We start from the raw sequence: 15,306 nt of genomic DNA, 5'->3' as shown, positions 1-15,306 counted from the left end.
TGAACCGGGCGGCCGCCGGGGCGATTCTCGCCTATCGAAATGGCGGGACGGACCGCTCCGGCAATGCGCCGGATTAACCAATGGGGCCGAATTGAACGCATTTTCGTACTGATTTGGGACAGTTACGCCGATTTTTGTTGATTCTGGCCACCTTTTCCCGATCACGGACAGGCAAACGCAGTTAACGCAATGGACGCGTTCACAAAGCTTTGGCCATTTGGCTCTAGCGGAGGTGCAACAGGAAGTCCCTGCCGCATCTGCAACGGGAAAAGAGAGAGAAAACATATGTCTGTCAGGATGGCCCTCGCCAAGCTTTGTGCCTGCACCTGCGGCGGCGCGCTGATCGGTAGCGGCGCGATGCAGATCGCCGACGTGCCGAAGGCGCGGGCGTCGACGGTGCAGTCCTGCAAGCCCTGCGGCACCAAGAAGGTCGTACGCAAGCGCCACGCGGCAAAGAAGCCGGTGAAGCGCATCCGCCGCGTCGTCACGACGAAGCGCGTGATCCGTACCGCGACCCCGCAAACCCAGGTCGTTACGCAAACGATCCCCCTGCCCCCGATTCCCTACGCGCCCTTCCCGCAGCGCGGCTGGGAAGGTGGCGGCGGTGGCGGCAGCGGCGTGACCGTGATCGGCGGCGGCTTTGGCGGCGGCTTCGGCGGCGGCTTTTTCGGCGGCTTCTTTGGCGGCAGCTCGGGCGGCAGCAGCGGCAGCGTCGTCGTGACCTCGACCACCACGGGCGGCGTTTCGACCTCGACCAGCTCGACTTCGGGCGGCGTCTCGACCTCGACCGGCGGGGTTTCGACCTCCACGGGCGGTGTCAGCACCTCGACGGGCGGCGTTTCGACGTCGACCGGCGGCGTCAGCACCTCTTCGGGCAACGTCTCGACCTCGTCGGGTAACGTCAGCACCTCGTCGGGCAATGTTTCGACCTCGACCGGCGGGGTCAGCACCTCGTCGTCGAGCAGCAGCTCGTCTTCGAGCTCGTCATCGTCTTCATCCTCCTCCTCGTCGAGTTCGTCCTCGTCGGGCGGCGGCAGCTCGTCGAAGGGTGGCAGCTCGCACGGCCATGGCAGCTCGGGCTGGGGCAGTTCCTCGAAGGGTTCGTCGGGCTGGGGCAGTTCGTCGAAGGGCGGCAGCTCGAGCAGCAGCTCGTCCTCCTCGTCGAGCAGCTCGTCTTCTTCGTCGTCGAGCACCTCGTCGGGCGCGACCAGCACGAGCAGCAGCTTCGGCGCTTCGTCGAGCAGCTCGTCCTCTTCGTCGTCGAGCAGCAGCTCGTCGTCCTCGTCCTCGTCGTCGAGCTCGAACGGCAGCAGCAGCCACGGCGGCTCGTCGGGCGATCCGACCCCCGTGCCGGCGCCGCCGATGATGATCCTCTTCGGCGCAGCGGCCGCCGCGCTCGTCGCGCGCCGCCGCGCAGCGAACCGCAACGACGACAACGCCAACGCGGCGTAAACCGGATCCACTGGCGGTTGGGGGGGCTAACCCGACCACCTTACTGAGGGCCGCTCTTCGGGGCGGCCCTCTTTTCATGTGCGCGATCATTTAGTTTGCCAACCGGTAAACTATTTACTATAGTTCTCCACATGGTGAACCAACACAGCCTCGACACGGTCTTTCACGCGCTCGCCGATCCGACACGGCGCGCGGTGATCAGCCGCCTCCTCAAAAGCCCCGCCCCGGTGACGCGGCTCGCCGAGCCCTTCGAAATGGGCCTCCCCGCCTTTCTGAAACATCTGACGGTGCTCGAAGGTTCGGGGCTGATCCGGTCCGAAAAACAGGGCCGCGTGCGAACTTGCCATATCAACGAAGAACGGCTCGCCGCCGCCGAGGGATGGCTTGCAGAGCAACGCGCGGTCTGGGCCGGCCGGACCGACCGGCTCGCCGCCTTCGTCGAATCGCAAAACCCTCAGGAGAAAAAGCCGTGAGCAACGAAACCGAACTCAATATCTCCCGCCTGATCAAGGCATCGCCCGCGGTGGTATGGGATGCCTGGAGCGATCCAGTGAAACTGGCACAGTGGTGGATTCCCGCGCCGATCGAATGCCGCGTCGACACGCTCGACCTGCGCCCCGGCGGCGGCTTCGTCACGCGGATGCGCGAGGAAGGCGCGGCCGACTTTCAGCCACATGTCGACGGCTGTTTCCTCGAAGCGATCCCCGAGCGGAAACTGGTTTTCACGACGGTGATGACCGAAGGCTGGCAGCCCGTCGAACCCTGGCTCGCGCTGACCGCGATCCTGACCTTCGAACCACAGGAGGGCGGCACGCTCTATGCAGCGCGGGTGCTGCACAAGAGCCCCGAGGACAGCGCCAAGCATGACGAGATGGGCTTTTACGAGGGCTGGGGTACCGCGATCGGCCAGCTCGCCAGGCTCGTCGAACGCTAAACCGGGCTTGCGCCGCGCGGGCGGCCCCGCCATAGCGCGGCGCATGCACGATATCCGCCTGATCCGGGATAATCCCGAAGCATTCGACGCTGGCCTCGCGCGCCGTGGCCTCGCCCCCCTGTCCGCACAAATTGTGGCGGCAGACGCATCGCTTCGCGCCCTGCAGACCGAGATTCAGGGCTCGCTCGCGCGCCGGAACGAAGCCTCGAAACTGATCGGCCGGGCGATGGCGCAGGGCGACAAGGACAAGGCCGAAGCGCTGAAGGCCGAGGTCGCCGGGCTCAAGGCCAGCCTTCCCGCAAAGGAAGAGGCCGAACGCGAACAACTCGCCGCGTTGCAGGACATCCTTGCCGCGCTCCCGAACATTCCGGCCGCCGACGTTCCCGATGGCGAGGATGAGGAAGGCAATGTCGAGATTTCGCGCTGGGGAACCCCGCGGACGTTCGACTTCACTCCGCAGGAGCATGCCGATTTCGCTCCGGCGCTCGGTCTCGACTTCGAGACCGCAGCAAAAATGTCGGGCGCACGCTTCGCCTTCCTGAAAGGCCAGATGGCGCGGCTCGAACGCGCGATCGGCCAGTTCATGCTCGACATGCAGACCGGCGAGCCCGGCTATGTCGAATGCGCGACGCCGTTGATGGTCCGCGATGAAGCCGCGTTCGGCACAACCCAGCTGCCGAAATTCCGCGAGGACCTGTTTCAGACCACCGACGGGCGCTGGCTCATCTCGACCTCCGAGATGAGCCTGACCAATGCGGTGCGCGAGGAAATCCTGCCCGAGGGCGAGCTGCCGATCCGGATGACCGCGCTCACCCCCTGCTTCCGTTCCGAAGCCGGCTCGGCTGGTCGCGACACGCGCGGTTATATACGCCAGCACCAGTTCTGGAAGGTCGAGCTCGTTTCGATCGTCCGTCCCGAGGACAGCGATGCCGAACTCGAACGCAAGACAAGAGCCGCCGAGAAGATACTGGAAGCCCTCGAACTTCCCTATCGCAAGATGTTGCTGTGCAGCGGCGACATGGGCTTTGCCGCACGCAAGACCTACGACCTCGAAGTCTGGCTGCCGGGACAGGACAGCTACCGGGAGATTTCGAGCTGCTCGAACTGCGGCGACTTCCAAGCGCGCCGCATGAACACGCGTTTCCGCCGCGAAGAGGCAAAGGGCAACGAGTTCGTCCACACGCTGAACGGATCGGGTTTGGCAGTGGGTCGAACGCTGGTCGCGATCCTCGAGAATTATCAGCAGGCCGACGGCAGCGTCACGATCCCGGCCGCCTTGCTGCCCTATATGGGCGGCATCACGAAACTGGAACCCGCGGCCTGATGCGCATCCTGCTTACCAACGACGACGGCTATCACGCCCCCGGCATGGCCGTGCTCGAAGCGATCGCGCGCGAGCTTTCGGACGATATCTGGGTCTGCGCACCCGCCGAGGAACAGTCGGGCGCCGGCCACTCGCTCACCCTCTCGCGCCCGGTGCGCATCCGTCAGCATGGCGAGCGGCGCTGGTCGTGCAGCGGCACGCCGACCGATTCGGTGATGATGGCGATCGGCAAGCTGATGCCCGAAAAGCCCGACCTGATCCTGTCGGGCGTCAATCGCGGTGCGAATCTCGGCGACGACATCACCTATTCGGGCACCGTATCGGCGGCGATCGAGGGCGCGCTTGCCGGCATCCGCTCGATCGCGCTCAGCCAGGTTTATGCAAAGGAAGGCATGGGCGACAGCGTCCCCTTCGAGGCTGCCGAAGTCTGGGGCGCGAAGGTGCTACGCCCGCTGCTCGACATGGCGATGCCGCCGCGCACACTGATCAACGTCAACTTTCCCGCGATTCCCGCCGCCGAGGTGCAGGGCATCCGCGTCACGCGGCAGGGATTCCACGACTATGGCCGAGGCTCGATCGTCGAGGGCACCGATCCGCGCGGCTATCGCTATTACTGGTTCGGGCTCCACGGCATCGAGCACAGCCTCGGCCACGACAGCGACCTCGAGGCGATCGACGACAACCATATCTCGGTCACTCCGCTCCAGCTCGACCTGACACACGATGCCTCGCTCGCATCGCTGCGCGGCGCCTATGCGGAGGAAAAGGCCGGCTAGCTTTCATCCCTTTGCTTTGGCAAAGGAATGCCATGGGGCCGTCACGATATTTTCTACTGCTTGCGTCCAGCGCTACGCTGGCGGGCTGCATTCCCGCTTCGACCGCGCCGGCGCCCCGCCCCGCCGCGCCGCAATCAGCGAACCAACCGGTCGCATCCGACTATGAGCGCCAGTCGGTCGGGGTCGTCGGCGGAGATGCACAGCCGACCTGGACGCTGAAACCCGTCGCGACCAACGCAAGGCAAGTGACCGCGACCAGCTACACCGTGCGCCCCGGCGACACGCTCCGCTCGATCGGCGAGATGAGCGGCGCCGGTTCCGAAGCGATCGCGATGGAGAACGACCTCGCGGCGCCGTACACGCTCCGCGCCGGACAGCAGCTCCGCATTCCCGCCGGGCTCTATCACCGCGTTGCGGCAGGCGAGACCGGGATCGGCATCGCGCGCGCCTATGGCGTCGACTGGGGCGAGGTGATTACGGTCAACGCGCTCAGCGAGCCCTATATCCTGCGCGTCGGCCAGCGACTGCGCCTGCCGGGCCATGCGGTGCCGCAGCCTCCCGCAACCGTCGACCTCGCCTCGCGCGCCAAAGCCTTCCGGCTCGACATCGACGATATCGCGACCGGCAGCCAGCCGGCGCTCGGGCCGAAGGGCGCCGCCGCGGTCGCCAGCGCCGCGCCCCGAAAGCCGGTGACGACGGCCATCGCCACGCCTGCGGCCTTTACCGGCCGCTTCGTCTGGCCGCTCACGGGCAAGATCATCGGCAAGTTCGGCCCGCTCGCGCCGGGGAAGGTCAACGACGGAATCAACATCGCCGCGCCGAAGGGTACGCCGATCCATGCCACCGCGAACGGCGTCGTCGCCTATGCCGGCGACCAGATCGCCGTCTATGGCGGGCTGATCCTGATCGACCATGGCAGCGGCTGGGTCAGCGCCTATGGCCACGCCGGGCAGATCGACGTCCGGCGCGGACAGGCGGTGAAGGCGGGCGACGTGATCGGCCTGTCGGGCGCGAGCGGTCAGGTGCAGACCCCGCAGCTCCATTTCCAGCTCCGCAAGAACCGCACCCCGGTCGACCCGCTGAAACAGTTGCCTGCGCGATGAGCAAGAAACGCAACCCCAAGCTCTCGCTCCAGAGCGGCTTTCACACCCTCCGTCGCGCCGCGAAATGGCCGATCTGGGCCGACCTCACCGCGCGGCTTGGCCTCGCCTTCTTCCTGATCGCGATCGTCGTACTCGTCCACTGGATCGACCGCGCGGGCCTCAAGGACAGTCACGACGGCCAGATAAGCTTTCTCGATGTCGTCTATTTCACGATGATTTCGGTCACCACGACGGGCTTCGGCGACATCGCGCCAGTGTCCGACCGCTCGCGACTGATCGAGGCGGTGATCGTCACCCCGATCCGCATTGCGGTGCTCTTCATCTTCGTCGGCACCGCCTATCAATTCGCAATCAAGCGCACATGGGATAAATGGCGTATGGCCCGCATTCAGGCAAAGCTCACCGACCATTATGTCGTCCTCGGCTATGGGACCAGCGGCGCGGAAGCCGTCCGCGAACTGATCGCGCGCGGCACCGATCCGTCGTGCATCGTCGTCATCGATCAGGCGCGAAACCGCATCAACGCGGCGGAAGCCGCAGGCTGCAACGTGCTGGAGGGCGATGCGTCGAACGACGACACGCTCGTCGACGTGCGGATCGCCGAGGCGCATTCTGTGCTCGTCTCGGCGGGGCGCGACGACACCTCGATCCTGATCGTGCTCACCGTCCGCCACCTCGCGCCGCATGTACCGATCAGCGTCGTCATCCGCGCGCAGGACAATGAATTGCTCGCGCGGCAAGCGGGTGCGAACAATGTCATCAACCCGGTCAGCTTCACCGGCCTGCTTCTCGCCGGATCGGCGCAGGGCGCGCATGTCGCCGACTATATGGCAGACCTCGCGGCGGTCGGCGGCAAGGTGCAGCTGCGCGAACGCAAGGTCAGTGCCGAGGAGATCGGCCGCAGCCTCGACCAGCTAGCGAGCGGCGGGCGTGGTCTCCGCATCTACCGTGCCGGCAAACCCTATGGCTTCTGGGAACCCGAAGTGCAGAAGCTCGAACCCGGCGACATGATCGTCGAGGTCATCAACTGCGAAACGTGCGAAGCCGATTAGGCGCGCCAGTAAAGCCAGGCAGCCCAGAGCCAGCCCACGATCAGCAAGGTGCCGCCGATCGGCGTGATCGCGCCGAACCATTTCGGCGCGCCCAGCGCCATCGCATAGAGCGTGATCGAGAAGATCGCACCGCCGATCAGCAAGGTGATCGCCGGGCCGCGTGCGAAGCCCATGATCGCGAGCGCTGCGACCGCGTGAACGAGCTGGTACATCCCGCCAGTGCGCAGCCATTCGGCCTCCTGCGGCCCCGCGGCGCCATGCGCGCCGAACGCGCCCGCCGCCACCGCCATCGCCGCCGAAACTGCCGCCAATACGCCGATCACCCGCGTCCCCTTCCCTAAATGTCTGCAATCGGCCAAGCTATAGGGCGGCAAGAGGGAGAAGGCGATGCCCCGCGACGTTCCGCTTCCTGAAGGGCTGAAACCGCCGAGCAAGCTCGCGACGCTCGGCGAGTTCGCGCTGCCGTTCGACATGATCCGCTTCGGCCTTGGCGGCTATCATCTGATCGGCGCGCCGGGCGGCGACGGGCGCCCGATTGCCCTCCTCCCCGGCTATGGCGCGAGCGAGCTGTCGATGCGGCCGCTGGAGGCGTATCTGCGTCATCTCGGCTATCACGTCCGCGACTGGGGCATGGGCCGCAACAACGGCCGCGTCGCCGCCGATGTCGAACGCTTCGCGGCGCAAGCCATCGAATGGGTAAAGACCGGCGGCGCGCCGCTGACGCTGATCGGCTGGAGCCTCGGCGGGGTGATCGCACGCGAAACCGCTCGCGCCTATCCGCATCTCGTCCGCGAGATCATCACGATGGGCACGCCCATAATAGGCGGCCCCAAATATACCGCGCTCGCGCAGCGCTTCGCGGGGCGCGATTTCGACGCCATCGAGCGCGAGATCCATGCGCGCAACCTCAAGGGTCTGACCCAGCCTCTCACGGTTATCTATTCCGACCGCGACGGCATCGTCGGCCCCGATATCGCGGTCGACATCTACAACCCGCAGGCCCGCAACATAAAGGTCGACGTCACCCACCTCGGCCTCGGCATCGCCCCGCGGGTGTGGCGGATCATCGCGGACACATTGGCAGGCGTGACAAAGCCCGAAAAATAGACTAGGGGCGCCGCCAATCATGACAGTCAAAACCCTCCCCACCCAGCCGAAGGTCGGCATGGTTTCGCTCGGCTGCCCGAAGGCGCTCGTCGACAGCGAACGGATTCTCACCAAGCTGCGCGCCGACGGCTATGGCCTCTCGCCCGACTATGCGGGCGCCGACGTCGTGCTCGTCAACACCTGCGGCTTCCTCGATTCCGCCAAGGAAGAAAGCCTCGAAGCGATCGGCGAAGCGATGGCCGAGAACGGCCGCGTCATCGTCACCGGCTGCATGGGCAACGAGGCCGAGGTCATCCGCGCGCGTTTCCCGAACGTCCTCGCGGTCACCGGCGCGCATCAGTATGAGCAGGTCGTCGACGCCGTCCATGATGCCGCGCCGCCGACGCAAGGCCCCTTCATCGACCTCGTCCCCGAGGGCGGGCTGAAGCTGACCCCGCGCCATTACAGCTATCTGAAGATCAGCGAAGGCTGCAACCACAGCTGCTCCTTCTGCATCATCCCCGACCTGCGCGGCAAACTCGTCAGCCGCCGCATCGACGCGGTACTGCGCGAGGCCGAAAAGCTCGTCGCTGCGGGCACGAAGGAACTGCTGGTGATCAGCCAGGACACCTCGGCCTATGGTGTCGATATCAAGCACGACCCGCGCCAGTGGCACGGCCGCGAGGTGCGCGCGCATATGACCGACCTCGCCCGCGAACTCGGCCAACTCCGTACCAGCGAAGGCCGCGCGCCGTGGACGCGCCTTCACTATGTCTATCCGTACCCGCACGTTGACGCTGTCATCCCGCTGATGGCCGAAGGGCTGCTGACGCCCTACCTCGACATCCCCTTCCAGCACGCAAGCCCGAGCGTCCTCAAGCGCATGAAGCGCCCCGCGAACGAGGCGAAGGTGCTCGAACGGCTGAAGGCGTGGCGCGCGATCGCCCCCGACATCTCTATACGCTCGAGCTTCGTTGTCGGCTTCCCCGGCGAGACCGAAGCGGATTTCCAGTATCTCCTCGACTGGCTCGACGAAGCGCAGCTCGACCGCGTCGGCGCCTTCCGCTTCGAACCCGTCGCGGGCGCGCAGGCCAATGCGCTCGACAATCCGGTGCCCGAAGAGGTCAAGGAAGAGCGCTACCAGCGCATCATGGCCAAAACCGCCGCGATCAGCGCGGCGAAGCTTGAGGCCAAGATCGGCCGCACGCTCCCCGTGATCATCGACGAAGTTGGCGAAGCCGACGACGACGGCAGCATCGGCGCCACCGGCCGCAGCCAGGCCGACGCGCCGGAGATCGACGGCCATGTCTATCTGCGTGACGTCGCGGCGACGCTGAAAGCGGGCGATATCGTCGACGTCGAGATCGAGGATGCCGACGAGCACGACCTGTTCGGGGTCGTGACCGCCTGACCGGGTTTACGGGGTCGCCGCGCGGTGCTCGGCCCGGCGAAGGCTGAAAAGCGGGACGAAGTCGCGCGGAATGTCACGCGCAACTTTCAGGAACTGCGACGCGACATCGGGCCGCCGGCGCAGCCTTGTCTCCGCGTTGGGCAAAACGGACTCGTTCGAATAGAGCGAGAAATCAGCCGGCTGCATATCCTCGATCATCTCGCCAGCCTGTACCGGGTCGGCGAGCATTGCATTTGCAGCCTTCGCGGCCTCGTCATTTGCGCCGACGCAGAGCATCGCCTGAACGGCAGATGACGGCGAATCATCGCTATGCGCGACTGCCTCGGCAAGCAGCGCCTTTGCTTCGTCGTTGCGCCCCAGTCCGGCGAGCGCACAGATGCGGGTCCTGCGCACCAGAGCCCGGGCATAGTCGTTGCCATGATTCTCGGCGATTTTGCCCGCCGTATCGGTCGCAATCAGGCCGCGCTCGTTTTCGCCGATCCCGACCAGCCGGATAGCGCGATTGATAACGAAATTGACGATCCACCCCTTACCGTCACCCGGATCGACCGACGCCATGCGTTCGTAGATGGCGTCGGCATCGGCGCGCCGGCCGGTGGCGTCGAGCGCCCGTATTTTGGCGCTCAGCGCCCAAGCCATGTCCTCGGTCAGCGCCCCATAGGCGTCCGCGGCGGGTTCGCGTGATGAAACGAGCGCGACCGCATCGTCGAAGCGCCCCGCATAAACATAGGCCTCGGCCAATTCCTTGAGCGCCTCGTCATTCTCGCGATCGGCATCGAACCAGTTCTTCCGCCGATCGACCAGCGCGTTGATGACAGTCGCCATATTTTTTCCGGCGCGCGCTTCGATATCGGGCCACAGCGCCGCAAAACGGCGATCACCGAGTGTCGAAAGAACGGTAATCGGTGAAGTCAGTTCGGGCAAAAGCACTCGCGCGGCGTCGACATTCCCCGCCTCCACCTCCCATTTGAAGAGCTCGGACGCCATCCCTTCGACCGTCAGCATATCGAATTTCTCGCGCCGTTCAGGCTTCAGCAGTTCCCGGAAGAATGCAAGGCGCCGTTCGGGCTGCTTCGCCTTGGCGTAGCCGCGAGCGAAATCCCATACGAACAGGCTTTGCTCCCGCGTCACGCCCTTCGCGGCGGCGGCATCGACGAAGGCGAGAAACCTGTCCTTGGCGACCTCGTCGCGGCCGGCCCTTTGGAGGATAAGGATCGACATCGGAAAATCCAGCGGACGCCCCATGCGGCGCTCGACGACGCCCATCAACTGATAGGCATCGGCCCACCTTTCCTCTTCATAGGCGCAAACCATATCCGAATAGACCGCGAGTACGCCTACCCGCCGGTCGAACGTGCCACGCGTTTCCATTTGCCGGGTCAGCGGTTCCAACACCCCGCACCAATCGGGAGACTCCGACTTGAGCGCGGTTTCCAGTTCGACCGCCAGCTGCTCGTCACTGTACGTCGTATAATTGATCTTCGGCGCCGGCTCGGCCCGCGCCTGAAACACGGAAAGCGCAGCCGCTGCCGCGCAAAACGCGGCGCGCCGAAAGACATCGTTCCTGCGACCCAAAACACGCCCCCTTCTACCCCTGACCAAGCCAATGTGCCGGACCTCCGCCACGCTGCCAAGCGCCATTGTCGGGGGCACCGGCATTCATCCTCCGAAACGGAGCCGCACTTCTGCCTTGGCCGACTGACCCGCGAATGTCCGCAGCCCGACCACGGGGCGCCATGCGATTTCGGTCATCGGCAGGAACGACTTGCGCGCCATTGCTGTTATAATGTTCAGTGGACCGCGGCAGGGGCATTGCATGCGTATCATCCCGTTGCTGACAGCAGGACTGCTTTTCGCAATCACCCTTGCCGCCTGCGACCCGGCAAAAGGGGGAGCCGAGGCCCCTCCCCGCGCCGACGACGTCGCACCGATGCCCAGCCAGCGCTCGCTTATCGCGGTGCCCATAAATGCCGACATCGCGCCGCTGAAGCAGCAACTCGAACGGGCGATACCCCGCACACTGTGGGCAATAAACCAGCGCGAGAAAGCATGCGTCGCGCCGCAGCGGGTCAAGGTCTTCGGCAAGCGCGTGAAGGTCACACCCGCCATTCCCTGCACGATCGTCGGCCAGGTTACCCGCGGCGCCCTGCGCTTTCGGGGCGAAGGCAACGAGATCGTCATCGACATGCCGATCCACGCAACGGTCGCTGCGCGCGATGTCGGCGGGGTTTTCAAGGGCGAGACCGCAACCGGATCGGCCCTCGTCCACGCACGCATCCGTATCGACCTGACATCCGACTGGCGGATGCAGGGCAAGGCACGGATCGGCTATGGCTGGACGAAGGCCCCGGGGATCGATTTCCTGGGCAAACGAATAACTTTCACCGACCAGGCCGACGGAAAGCTGGCGCCGGTGATCCGCGACGTCGAACGCGAGGTGAACCGCGAGATCGGCAGGATCAATATCCGGGGTCAGGCTACCGACATCTGGCGGCAGGCCTTTACCGTGCTCGAACTCAATCGCGAAAAGCCGCCCGTATGGATGCGCGTGACGCCGCAGCGCATTCTTTATGGCGGGTATCGCCTCGACGGAACGCGGATCAATCTGAATCTCGGCATCGAGGGGGTGACCGAGACCTTCGTGTCTGACCGCCCCCACGACCCGAAGCCGACGCCATTACCGAAGCTGGTGCGCGATACGCCGCGCCCGCACCTCGACATCCGCGTGCCCGTGATCGCCGACTATGCGCAGCTCCAGCCGGTGATCGACCGCGCGCTGGCAAAGCGCGCGATGCGGCCGTTCGTGCTGCCGAAGCTGGGACCGATGATGGTCAAATTCGGGCCGTCGACGGTCTATGGCGCGCCGGGCGGGCGGATCGCGGTCGGCGCCGACGTCGAGGCCAAGCTCGAGGCGCGAAGCGGGGCACCCACCCGCGGGCGCATCTGGATGACCGCAGTGCCGGTCAACGAAGCCGGATCGGCGACCGTCCGCTTTACGCAAATCGTGGTCAACGGCGACACCGACGGGGTCGGCGGCGACCTGCTGATCCTGCTGGGCCGCAGCGAAGGCTTCGCACCACTGATCGCGGACGCCCTTACGCAGAATTTCACCCGCGACCTCACCGAACTGGAAGGCAAGATCCGGCGGGCGGTCGATCAGCGGCGCGAGGGTGCTTTTGTCATCCGCACGCATATCGACGGCTTCGAGACCGGCGAGATCAGGGCCTATGGCAACGGACTCTATCTGCCGGTACGACTGACCGGCGGCGCGAGCGTGGACTATCGTCCGCGCCGATAGACGAAACCGGAAGGAATGGACATTTGAACAGGCTGAGCGGGGTAACCGCCATAGTCGCATCGCTGGCCTTGCCGACGACGGCCAGCGCGACCACGCCCGCTCCGGCCGGGATCGCCAGTGCGTTCGCCGACGCCCAAAGCGCGGTCGAGGATGCCGGTGCCTGTATTGCCCGAGCGAGGGCCGGGCAGATCGAGGTCCTTGACCAGCGCCTCATCGAACTGCGGCGAAAGGTCGGCGGCCTCTGGGGTCGGCAGGCGGTGGCCGAACGCGAATATGGACCGCGTCCTCGCTGCCGCCGTTCCGCGATCATGCTGGAAACGGCAAGGCAGCGTCTCGACACACTCGATCGCGCCTTCGCCGCCCATTCGGCGCCGTACAACAGCGGTGCCTGGGTCGGGACGATGCCGCTATGCGGCGCTGGGCCGGTCGAAACGCGCAAGGCGGTCGAAGAATATAACGGCGAAGAGGTGCTGCAGATCACGCTCGGCAAGGCCGCCGCGGCCGACCTCGCGGCGCTGACGGCCGCCAACGTAGGGCATCAACTTGCCGTCCGCGTCGATGGCGAGATCATCATGGAACCCAATATCAACGAACCGATCACGGGCGGATCGATACAGGTGATGGGCTCTACTCCTGCGGATATCGACCGGCTTGCCGGGCTGCTGGCGCGCTGCACCGGCTGATCCGGATCAGAACAGCCGCGTCAGAGCGTAAAAGGCGGCGGCAACGACGGCGCTCGCCGGGATCGTGATGAACCACGCCGCGACGACGTTGCTCGCGACGCCCCAGCGCACCGCGCTCGCACGGCGGGCGACGCCGGCGCCGATGATGCTGCCGGTGATCGTATGTGTCGTCGAGACGGGGATACCGAGCAGGCTTGCAGTGAACACGACGATCGAGCCGCCGGTCGACGCGGCGAAGCCCTGATGGTGCGACAATTTGGTGATGCGGCCGCCCATCGTCTCGATGATCTTCCAGCCGCCCGACAGCGTGCCGAGACCGATCGCGATATAGCAGCTGATCGCCACCCAGTGCGGAACGTGAAACTCGCCGGTCAGATAGCCCGTCGAATAGAGGAGGACCGTGATGATCCCCATCGTCTTCTGCGCATCGTTGAGCCCGTGGCTCAGCGAATAGGCTGCCGACGAGAAGAGGTGCAGCGTCCGGAACGTGCTTTCGGCGAATTTCGCGCTGGCCCGGCGCAATGCCCAGCTGCTGATCAGCATCACCAGCATCGCGAGCAGCATGCCGAGCATCGGCGACAGGAAGATGGCGAGCACGGTCTTGTTGAGTCCTGTCCACTCGATCCCCTCGAACCCCGCATGCGCGACGCCCGCGCCGACGATCCCGCCGACGAGCGCGTGGCTCGACGACGAAGGGATGCCCTTCAGCCACGTCACGACATTCCAGAACATCGCGCCGACGAGCGCGCCGAACACGACCGCGGGCGTCACCAGATCCTTGTCGATGATCCCCTTCCCGATCGTCTCGGCGACCTTGTGCAGCTCGGGAAAGGCGAGCGACAGGAAGTAGGCGGCGAAGTTGAAGAAGGCAGCGAAGATCACCGCCTGCACCGGGCGCAGCAGCCGCGTCGCGACGACGGTCGCGATGCTGTTCGCGGCGTCGTGCAGGCCGTTCAGGAAATCGAACGCCAGTGCGAGGATGATCAGGCCGACGAGGAGCGGGAAAGCGAGTTCGTGCATCGGGAAGGCCCCCGCTTACGCGTGGTCGATGACCAGGCCGTCGATTTCGTTCGCGACATCCTCGAAGCTGTCGGTGACGCGTTCGAGGTGACGGAACAGTTCGCGCGCAATCAGGAAGCGCGTCGGGTTGGCCTCGCCATGCTCCTTGAACAGGCGCTTGAGCCCCGCGGCGTGAATGTCGTCGGCATGGCCTTCCATCCGGACGAGCCGCTCGGTCAGCTCGTGGAGGCGTGCTCCGTTCGCCGAAATATTGCGCAGCAGCGGCAGAGCCTCGGCCGTGAGGCGCGCGGCATCGACGATGATCCCGGCGATATCGCGCATTTCGGGCTCGAATTCGGTGACGTCGTAAAGGTCGACCGCGCCCGCCGTCTTCTGCATCTCGTCGATCGCATCGTCCATCGAGGCGATCAGGTCGGTAATCGCGCTGCGGTCGAACGGGGTAAGGAAGGTACGACGGACGGTCTGCAGCACCTCGCGCGTGATCGCATCGGCGTCATGCTCGCGCTCGATGATCTCCTGCACATGGTCGGCCATGCCCTCGCCGCCCTGAAGCATCCGCGCCAACGCTTCGGCTCCCGCCGTAAGCGTCGCCGCATGCGCTTCGAACAGCTCGAAGAAATTGCCCTGCTTGGGAAGCAGGCGCTGGAACCAGGCAAACATGCGATTGACCCCTGTCTTTTCCGCAACATTGAAAACGACGCCCGACCGCCGCGCCGCGGCGCGAAAGCCGCGGTCGCCGAACGACCGGATCATCATCTGAAGATCGGGCTCGTCGACCGACGATGCGGCCTGATCGAGCGGGAACCAGCGCCTCTCGCGCTCGTCCATTTCCTTCCATTCGCCGAGTTCGCGCGTTACCGCGAGCGGGAACACCTCGACATTGTACATGATCGCGGCACCATTGGCGCGCCGCTTGCGATACTGATAGCTGCCGATCGAGGTCGGGCATACGGCGCCGAGCACCCCGGCCTCCTCCTCCGCCTCGATCGCCGCCGACGCATGGCTGTCGAGGCCGGTGAGCGGATTGCCCTTCGGAATCACCCAGCGGCCGGTGCCGCGCGAGGTGACGAGCAGGATTTCGGTCGGACCATCCTTGTCCGCACCGCCGAATCGATAGGGAAGAACCGCGATCTGCCGCATGATTTCCGTTCAATTACCCCCTGCCGC

16 protein-coding genes are annotated in these 15,306 nt (G+C 65.5%); 10 read left to right on the top strand and 6 right to left on the bottom strand.

The window, feature by feature from the left end; genetic code table 11:
* Positions 1 to 161: 161 nt before the first annotated feature.
* On the bottom strand, positions 162 to 473 hold the full coding sequence (locus tag L7H23_RS17640) for a hypothetical protein (protein WP_237837171.1): 312 nt from the start codon (positions 471 to 473) through the stop codon (positions 162 to 164).
* A gap of 90 nt (positions 474 to 563) precedes the next feature.
* The gene (locus tag L7H23_RS17635; RefSeq protein WP_237837170.1) at positions 564 to 1,463 is read right to left on the bottom strand and encodes a hypothetical protein; all 900 of its coding nucleotides are present in this window, start codon (positions 1,461 to 1,463) and stop codon (positions 564 to 566) included.
* 120 nt (positions 1,464 to 1,583) lie between these two features.
* Here L7H23_RS17635 and L7H23_RS17630 point away from each other — a divergent pair, with 120 nt between their 5' ends.
* From L7H23_RS17630 to L7H23_RS17605, 6 genes are read left to right on the top strand one after another with little or no spacing between them, the layout of a single operon-like run.
* Entirely contained in the window at positions 1,584 to 1,925 is a 342-nt protein-coding gene (locus L7H23_RS17630) for a metalloregulator ArsR/SmtB family transcription factor (protein WP_237837169.1), read from the top strand.
* Positions 1,922 to 2,386: an SRPBCC domain-containing protein gene (locus L7H23_RS17625; RefSeq protein WP_237837168.1), complete on the top strand. Its 465-nt coding sequence runs from the start codon at positions 1,922 to 1,924 to the stop codon at positions 2,384 to 2,386. Before L7H23_RS17630 ends, L7H23_RS17625 begins: the two co-directional genes overlap by 4 nt.
* 43 nt (positions 2,387 to 2,429) lie before the next feature.
* Entirely contained in the window at positions 2,430 to 3,710 is a 1,281-nt protein-coding gene (serS, locus tag L7H23_RS17620; protein ID WP_237837167.1) for a serine--tRNA ligase, read from the top strand.
* On the top strand, positions 3,710 to 4,486 hold the full coding sequence (gene surE, locus L7H23_RS17615; RefSeq protein ID WP_237837166.1) for a 5'/3'-nucleotidase SurE: 777 nt from the start codon (positions 3,710 to 3,712) through the stop codon (positions 4,484 to 4,486). The genes serS and surE overlap by 1 nt, the downstream gene beginning before the upstream one ends.
* Before the next feature lie 32 nt (positions 4,487 to 4,518).
* The gene (locus L7H23_RS17610) at positions 4,519 to 5,589 is read left to right on the top strand and encodes a M23 family metallopeptidase (protein WP_237837165.1); all 1,071 of its coding nucleotides are present in this window, start codon (positions 4,519 to 4,521) and stop codon (positions 5,587 to 5,589) included.
* Positions 5,586 to 6,641, top strand: a complete 1,056-nt coding sequence (locus L7H23_RS17605) for a potassium channel family protein (RefSeq protein WP_237837164.1) — start codon at positions 5,586 to 5,588, stop codon at positions 6,639 to 6,641. The genes L7H23_RS17610 and L7H23_RS17605 overlap by 4 nt, the downstream gene beginning before the upstream one ends.
* Here L7H23_RS17605 and L7H23_RS17600 read toward each other — a convergent pair.
* Positions 6,638 to 6,964 carry a DUF423 domain-containing protein gene (locus L7H23_RS17600; protein WP_237837163.1) on the bottom strand — a complete coding sequence of 109 codons (327 nt, stop codon included), beginning with the start codon at positions 6,962 to 6,964 and terminating at the stop codon, positions 6,638 to 6,640. The genes L7H23_RS17605 and L7H23_RS17600 overlap by 4 nt on opposite strands.
* Positions 6,965 to 7,028: 64 nt before the next feature.
* On the opposite strand from L7H23_RS17600, the gene L7H23_RS17595 reads away from it, so the two are divergent.
* Together L7H23_RS17595 and rimO are read left to right on the top strand one after the other, a co-directional pair.
* Positions 7,029 to 7,748 (top strand): alpha/beta hydrolase, encoded by a 720-nt coding sequence (locus L7H23_RS17595; protein ID WP_237837162.1) that lies wholly within the window; start codon positions 7,029 to 7,031, stop codon positions 7,746 to 7,748.
* 19 nt (positions 7,749 to 7,767) lie between these two features.
* The gene (gene rimO / locus L7H23_RS17590; protein WP_237837161.1) at positions 7,768 to 9,138 is read left to right on the top strand and encodes a 30S ribosomal protein S12 methylthiotransferase RimO; all 1,371 of its coding nucleotides are present in this window, start codon (positions 7,768 to 7,770) and stop codon (positions 9,136 to 9,138) included.
* A gap of 6 nt (positions 9,139 to 9,144) precedes the next feature.
* Here the strand turns inward: rimO and L7H23_RS17585 are convergent, their stop codons facing one another.
* Positions 9,145 to 10,713, bottom strand: a complete 1,569-nt coding sequence (locus tag L7H23_RS17585; RefSeq protein ID WP_237837160.1) for a hypothetical protein — start codon at positions 10,711 to 10,713, stop codon at positions 9,145 to 9,147.
* 241 nt (positions 10,714 to 10,954) lie between these two features.
* On the opposite strand from L7H23_RS17585, the gene L7H23_RS17580 reads away from it, so the two are divergent.
* Together L7H23_RS17580 and L7H23_RS17575 are read left to right on the top strand one after the other, a co-directional pair.
* Entirely contained in the window at positions 10,955 to 12,436 is a 1,482-nt protein-coding gene (locus L7H23_RS17580; protein ID WP_237837159.1) for a DUF4403 family protein, read from the top strand.
* A 23-nt stretch (positions 12,437 to 12,459) separates the two neighbouring features.
* On the top strand, positions 12,460 to 13,119 hold the full coding sequence (locus tag L7H23_RS17575; RefSeq protein ID WP_237837158.1) for a hypothetical protein: 660 nt from the start codon (positions 12,460 to 12,462) through the stop codon (positions 13,117 to 13,119).
* A 6-nt stretch (positions 13,120 to 13,125) separates the two neighbouring features.
* Here L7H23_RS17575 and L7H23_RS17570 read toward each other — a convergent pair whose 3' ends face one another.
* Both L7H23_RS17570 and L7H23_RS17565 read right to left on the bottom strand, forming a co-directional pair.
* Positions 13,126 to 14,139: an inorganic phosphate transporter gene (locus tag L7H23_RS17570; protein ID WP_237837157.1), complete on the bottom strand. Its 1,014-nt coding sequence runs from the start codon at positions 14,137 to 14,139 to the stop codon at positions 13,126 to 13,128.
* 15 nt (positions 14,140 to 14,154) lie between these two features.
* Entirely contained in the window at positions 14,155 to 15,279 is a 1,125-nt protein-coding gene (locus tag L7H23_RS17565; RefSeq protein ID WP_237837156.1) for a DUF47 family protein, read from the bottom strand.
* Between the last annotated feature and the right edge of the window lie 27 nt (positions 15,280 to 15,306).

This window comes from Sphingopyxis sp. BSN-002 (genome assembly GCF_022024275.1).
Classification (GTDB): Bacteria; Pseudomonadota; Alphaproteobacteria; order Sphingomonadales; family Sphingomonadaceae; genus Sphingopyxis.
The sequence above is the reverse complement of the archived record's forward strand: the minus strand, read 5'-3'. Positions and strand labels throughout refer to the sequence as shown.

What these genes read in the sequence shown, in the direction of transcription:
- L7H23_RS17640 (WP_237837171.1), bottom strand. Translation starts at nt 473, where the DNA reads ATGCGCTTCACCGGCTTCTTTGCCGCGTGGCGCTTGCGTACGACCTTC.
- L7H23_RS17630 (WP_237837169.1), top strand. Translation starts at nt 1,584, where the DNA reads ATGGTGAACCAACACAGCCTCGACACGGTCTTTCACGCGCTCGCCGAT.
- serS (WP_237837167.1), top strand. Translation starts at nt 2,430, where the DNA reads ATGCACGATATCCGCCTGATCCGGGATAATCCCGAAGCATTCGACGCT.
- surE (WP_237837166.1), top strand. Translation starts at nt 3,710, where the DNA reads ATGCGCATCCTGCTTACCAACGACGACGGCTATCACGCCCCCGGCATG.
- L7H23_RS17610 (WP_237837165.1), top strand. Translation starts at nt 4,519, where the DNA reads ATGGGGCCGTCACGATATTTTCTACTGCTTGCGTCCAGCGCTACGCTG.
- L7H23_RS17605 (WP_237837164.1), top strand. Translation starts at nt 5,586, where the DNA reads ATGAGCAAGAAACGCAACCCCAAGCTCTCGCTCCAGAGCGGCTTTCAC.
- L7H23_RS17595 (WP_237837162.1), top strand. Translation starts at nt 7,029, where the DNA reads ATGCCCCGCGACGTTCCGCTTCCTGAAGGGCTGAAACCGCCGAGCAAG.
- rimO (WP_237837161.1), top strand. Translation starts at nt 7,768, where the DNA reads ATGACAGTCAAAACCCTCCCCACCCAGCCGAAGGTCGGCATGGTTTCG.
- L7H23_RS17580 (WP_237837159.1), top strand. Translation starts at nt 10,955, where the DNA reads ATGCGTATCATCCCGTTGCTGACAGCAGGACTGCTTTTCGCAATCACC.
- L7H23_RS17570 (WP_237837157.1), bottom strand. Translation starts at nt 14,139, where the DNA reads ATGCACGAACTCGCTTTCCCGCTCCTCGTCGGCCTGATCATCCTCGCA.
- L7H23_RS17565 (WP_237837156.1), bottom strand. Translation starts at nt 15,279, where the DNA reads ATGCGGCAGATCGCGGTTCTTCCCTATCGATTCGGCGGTGCGGACAAG.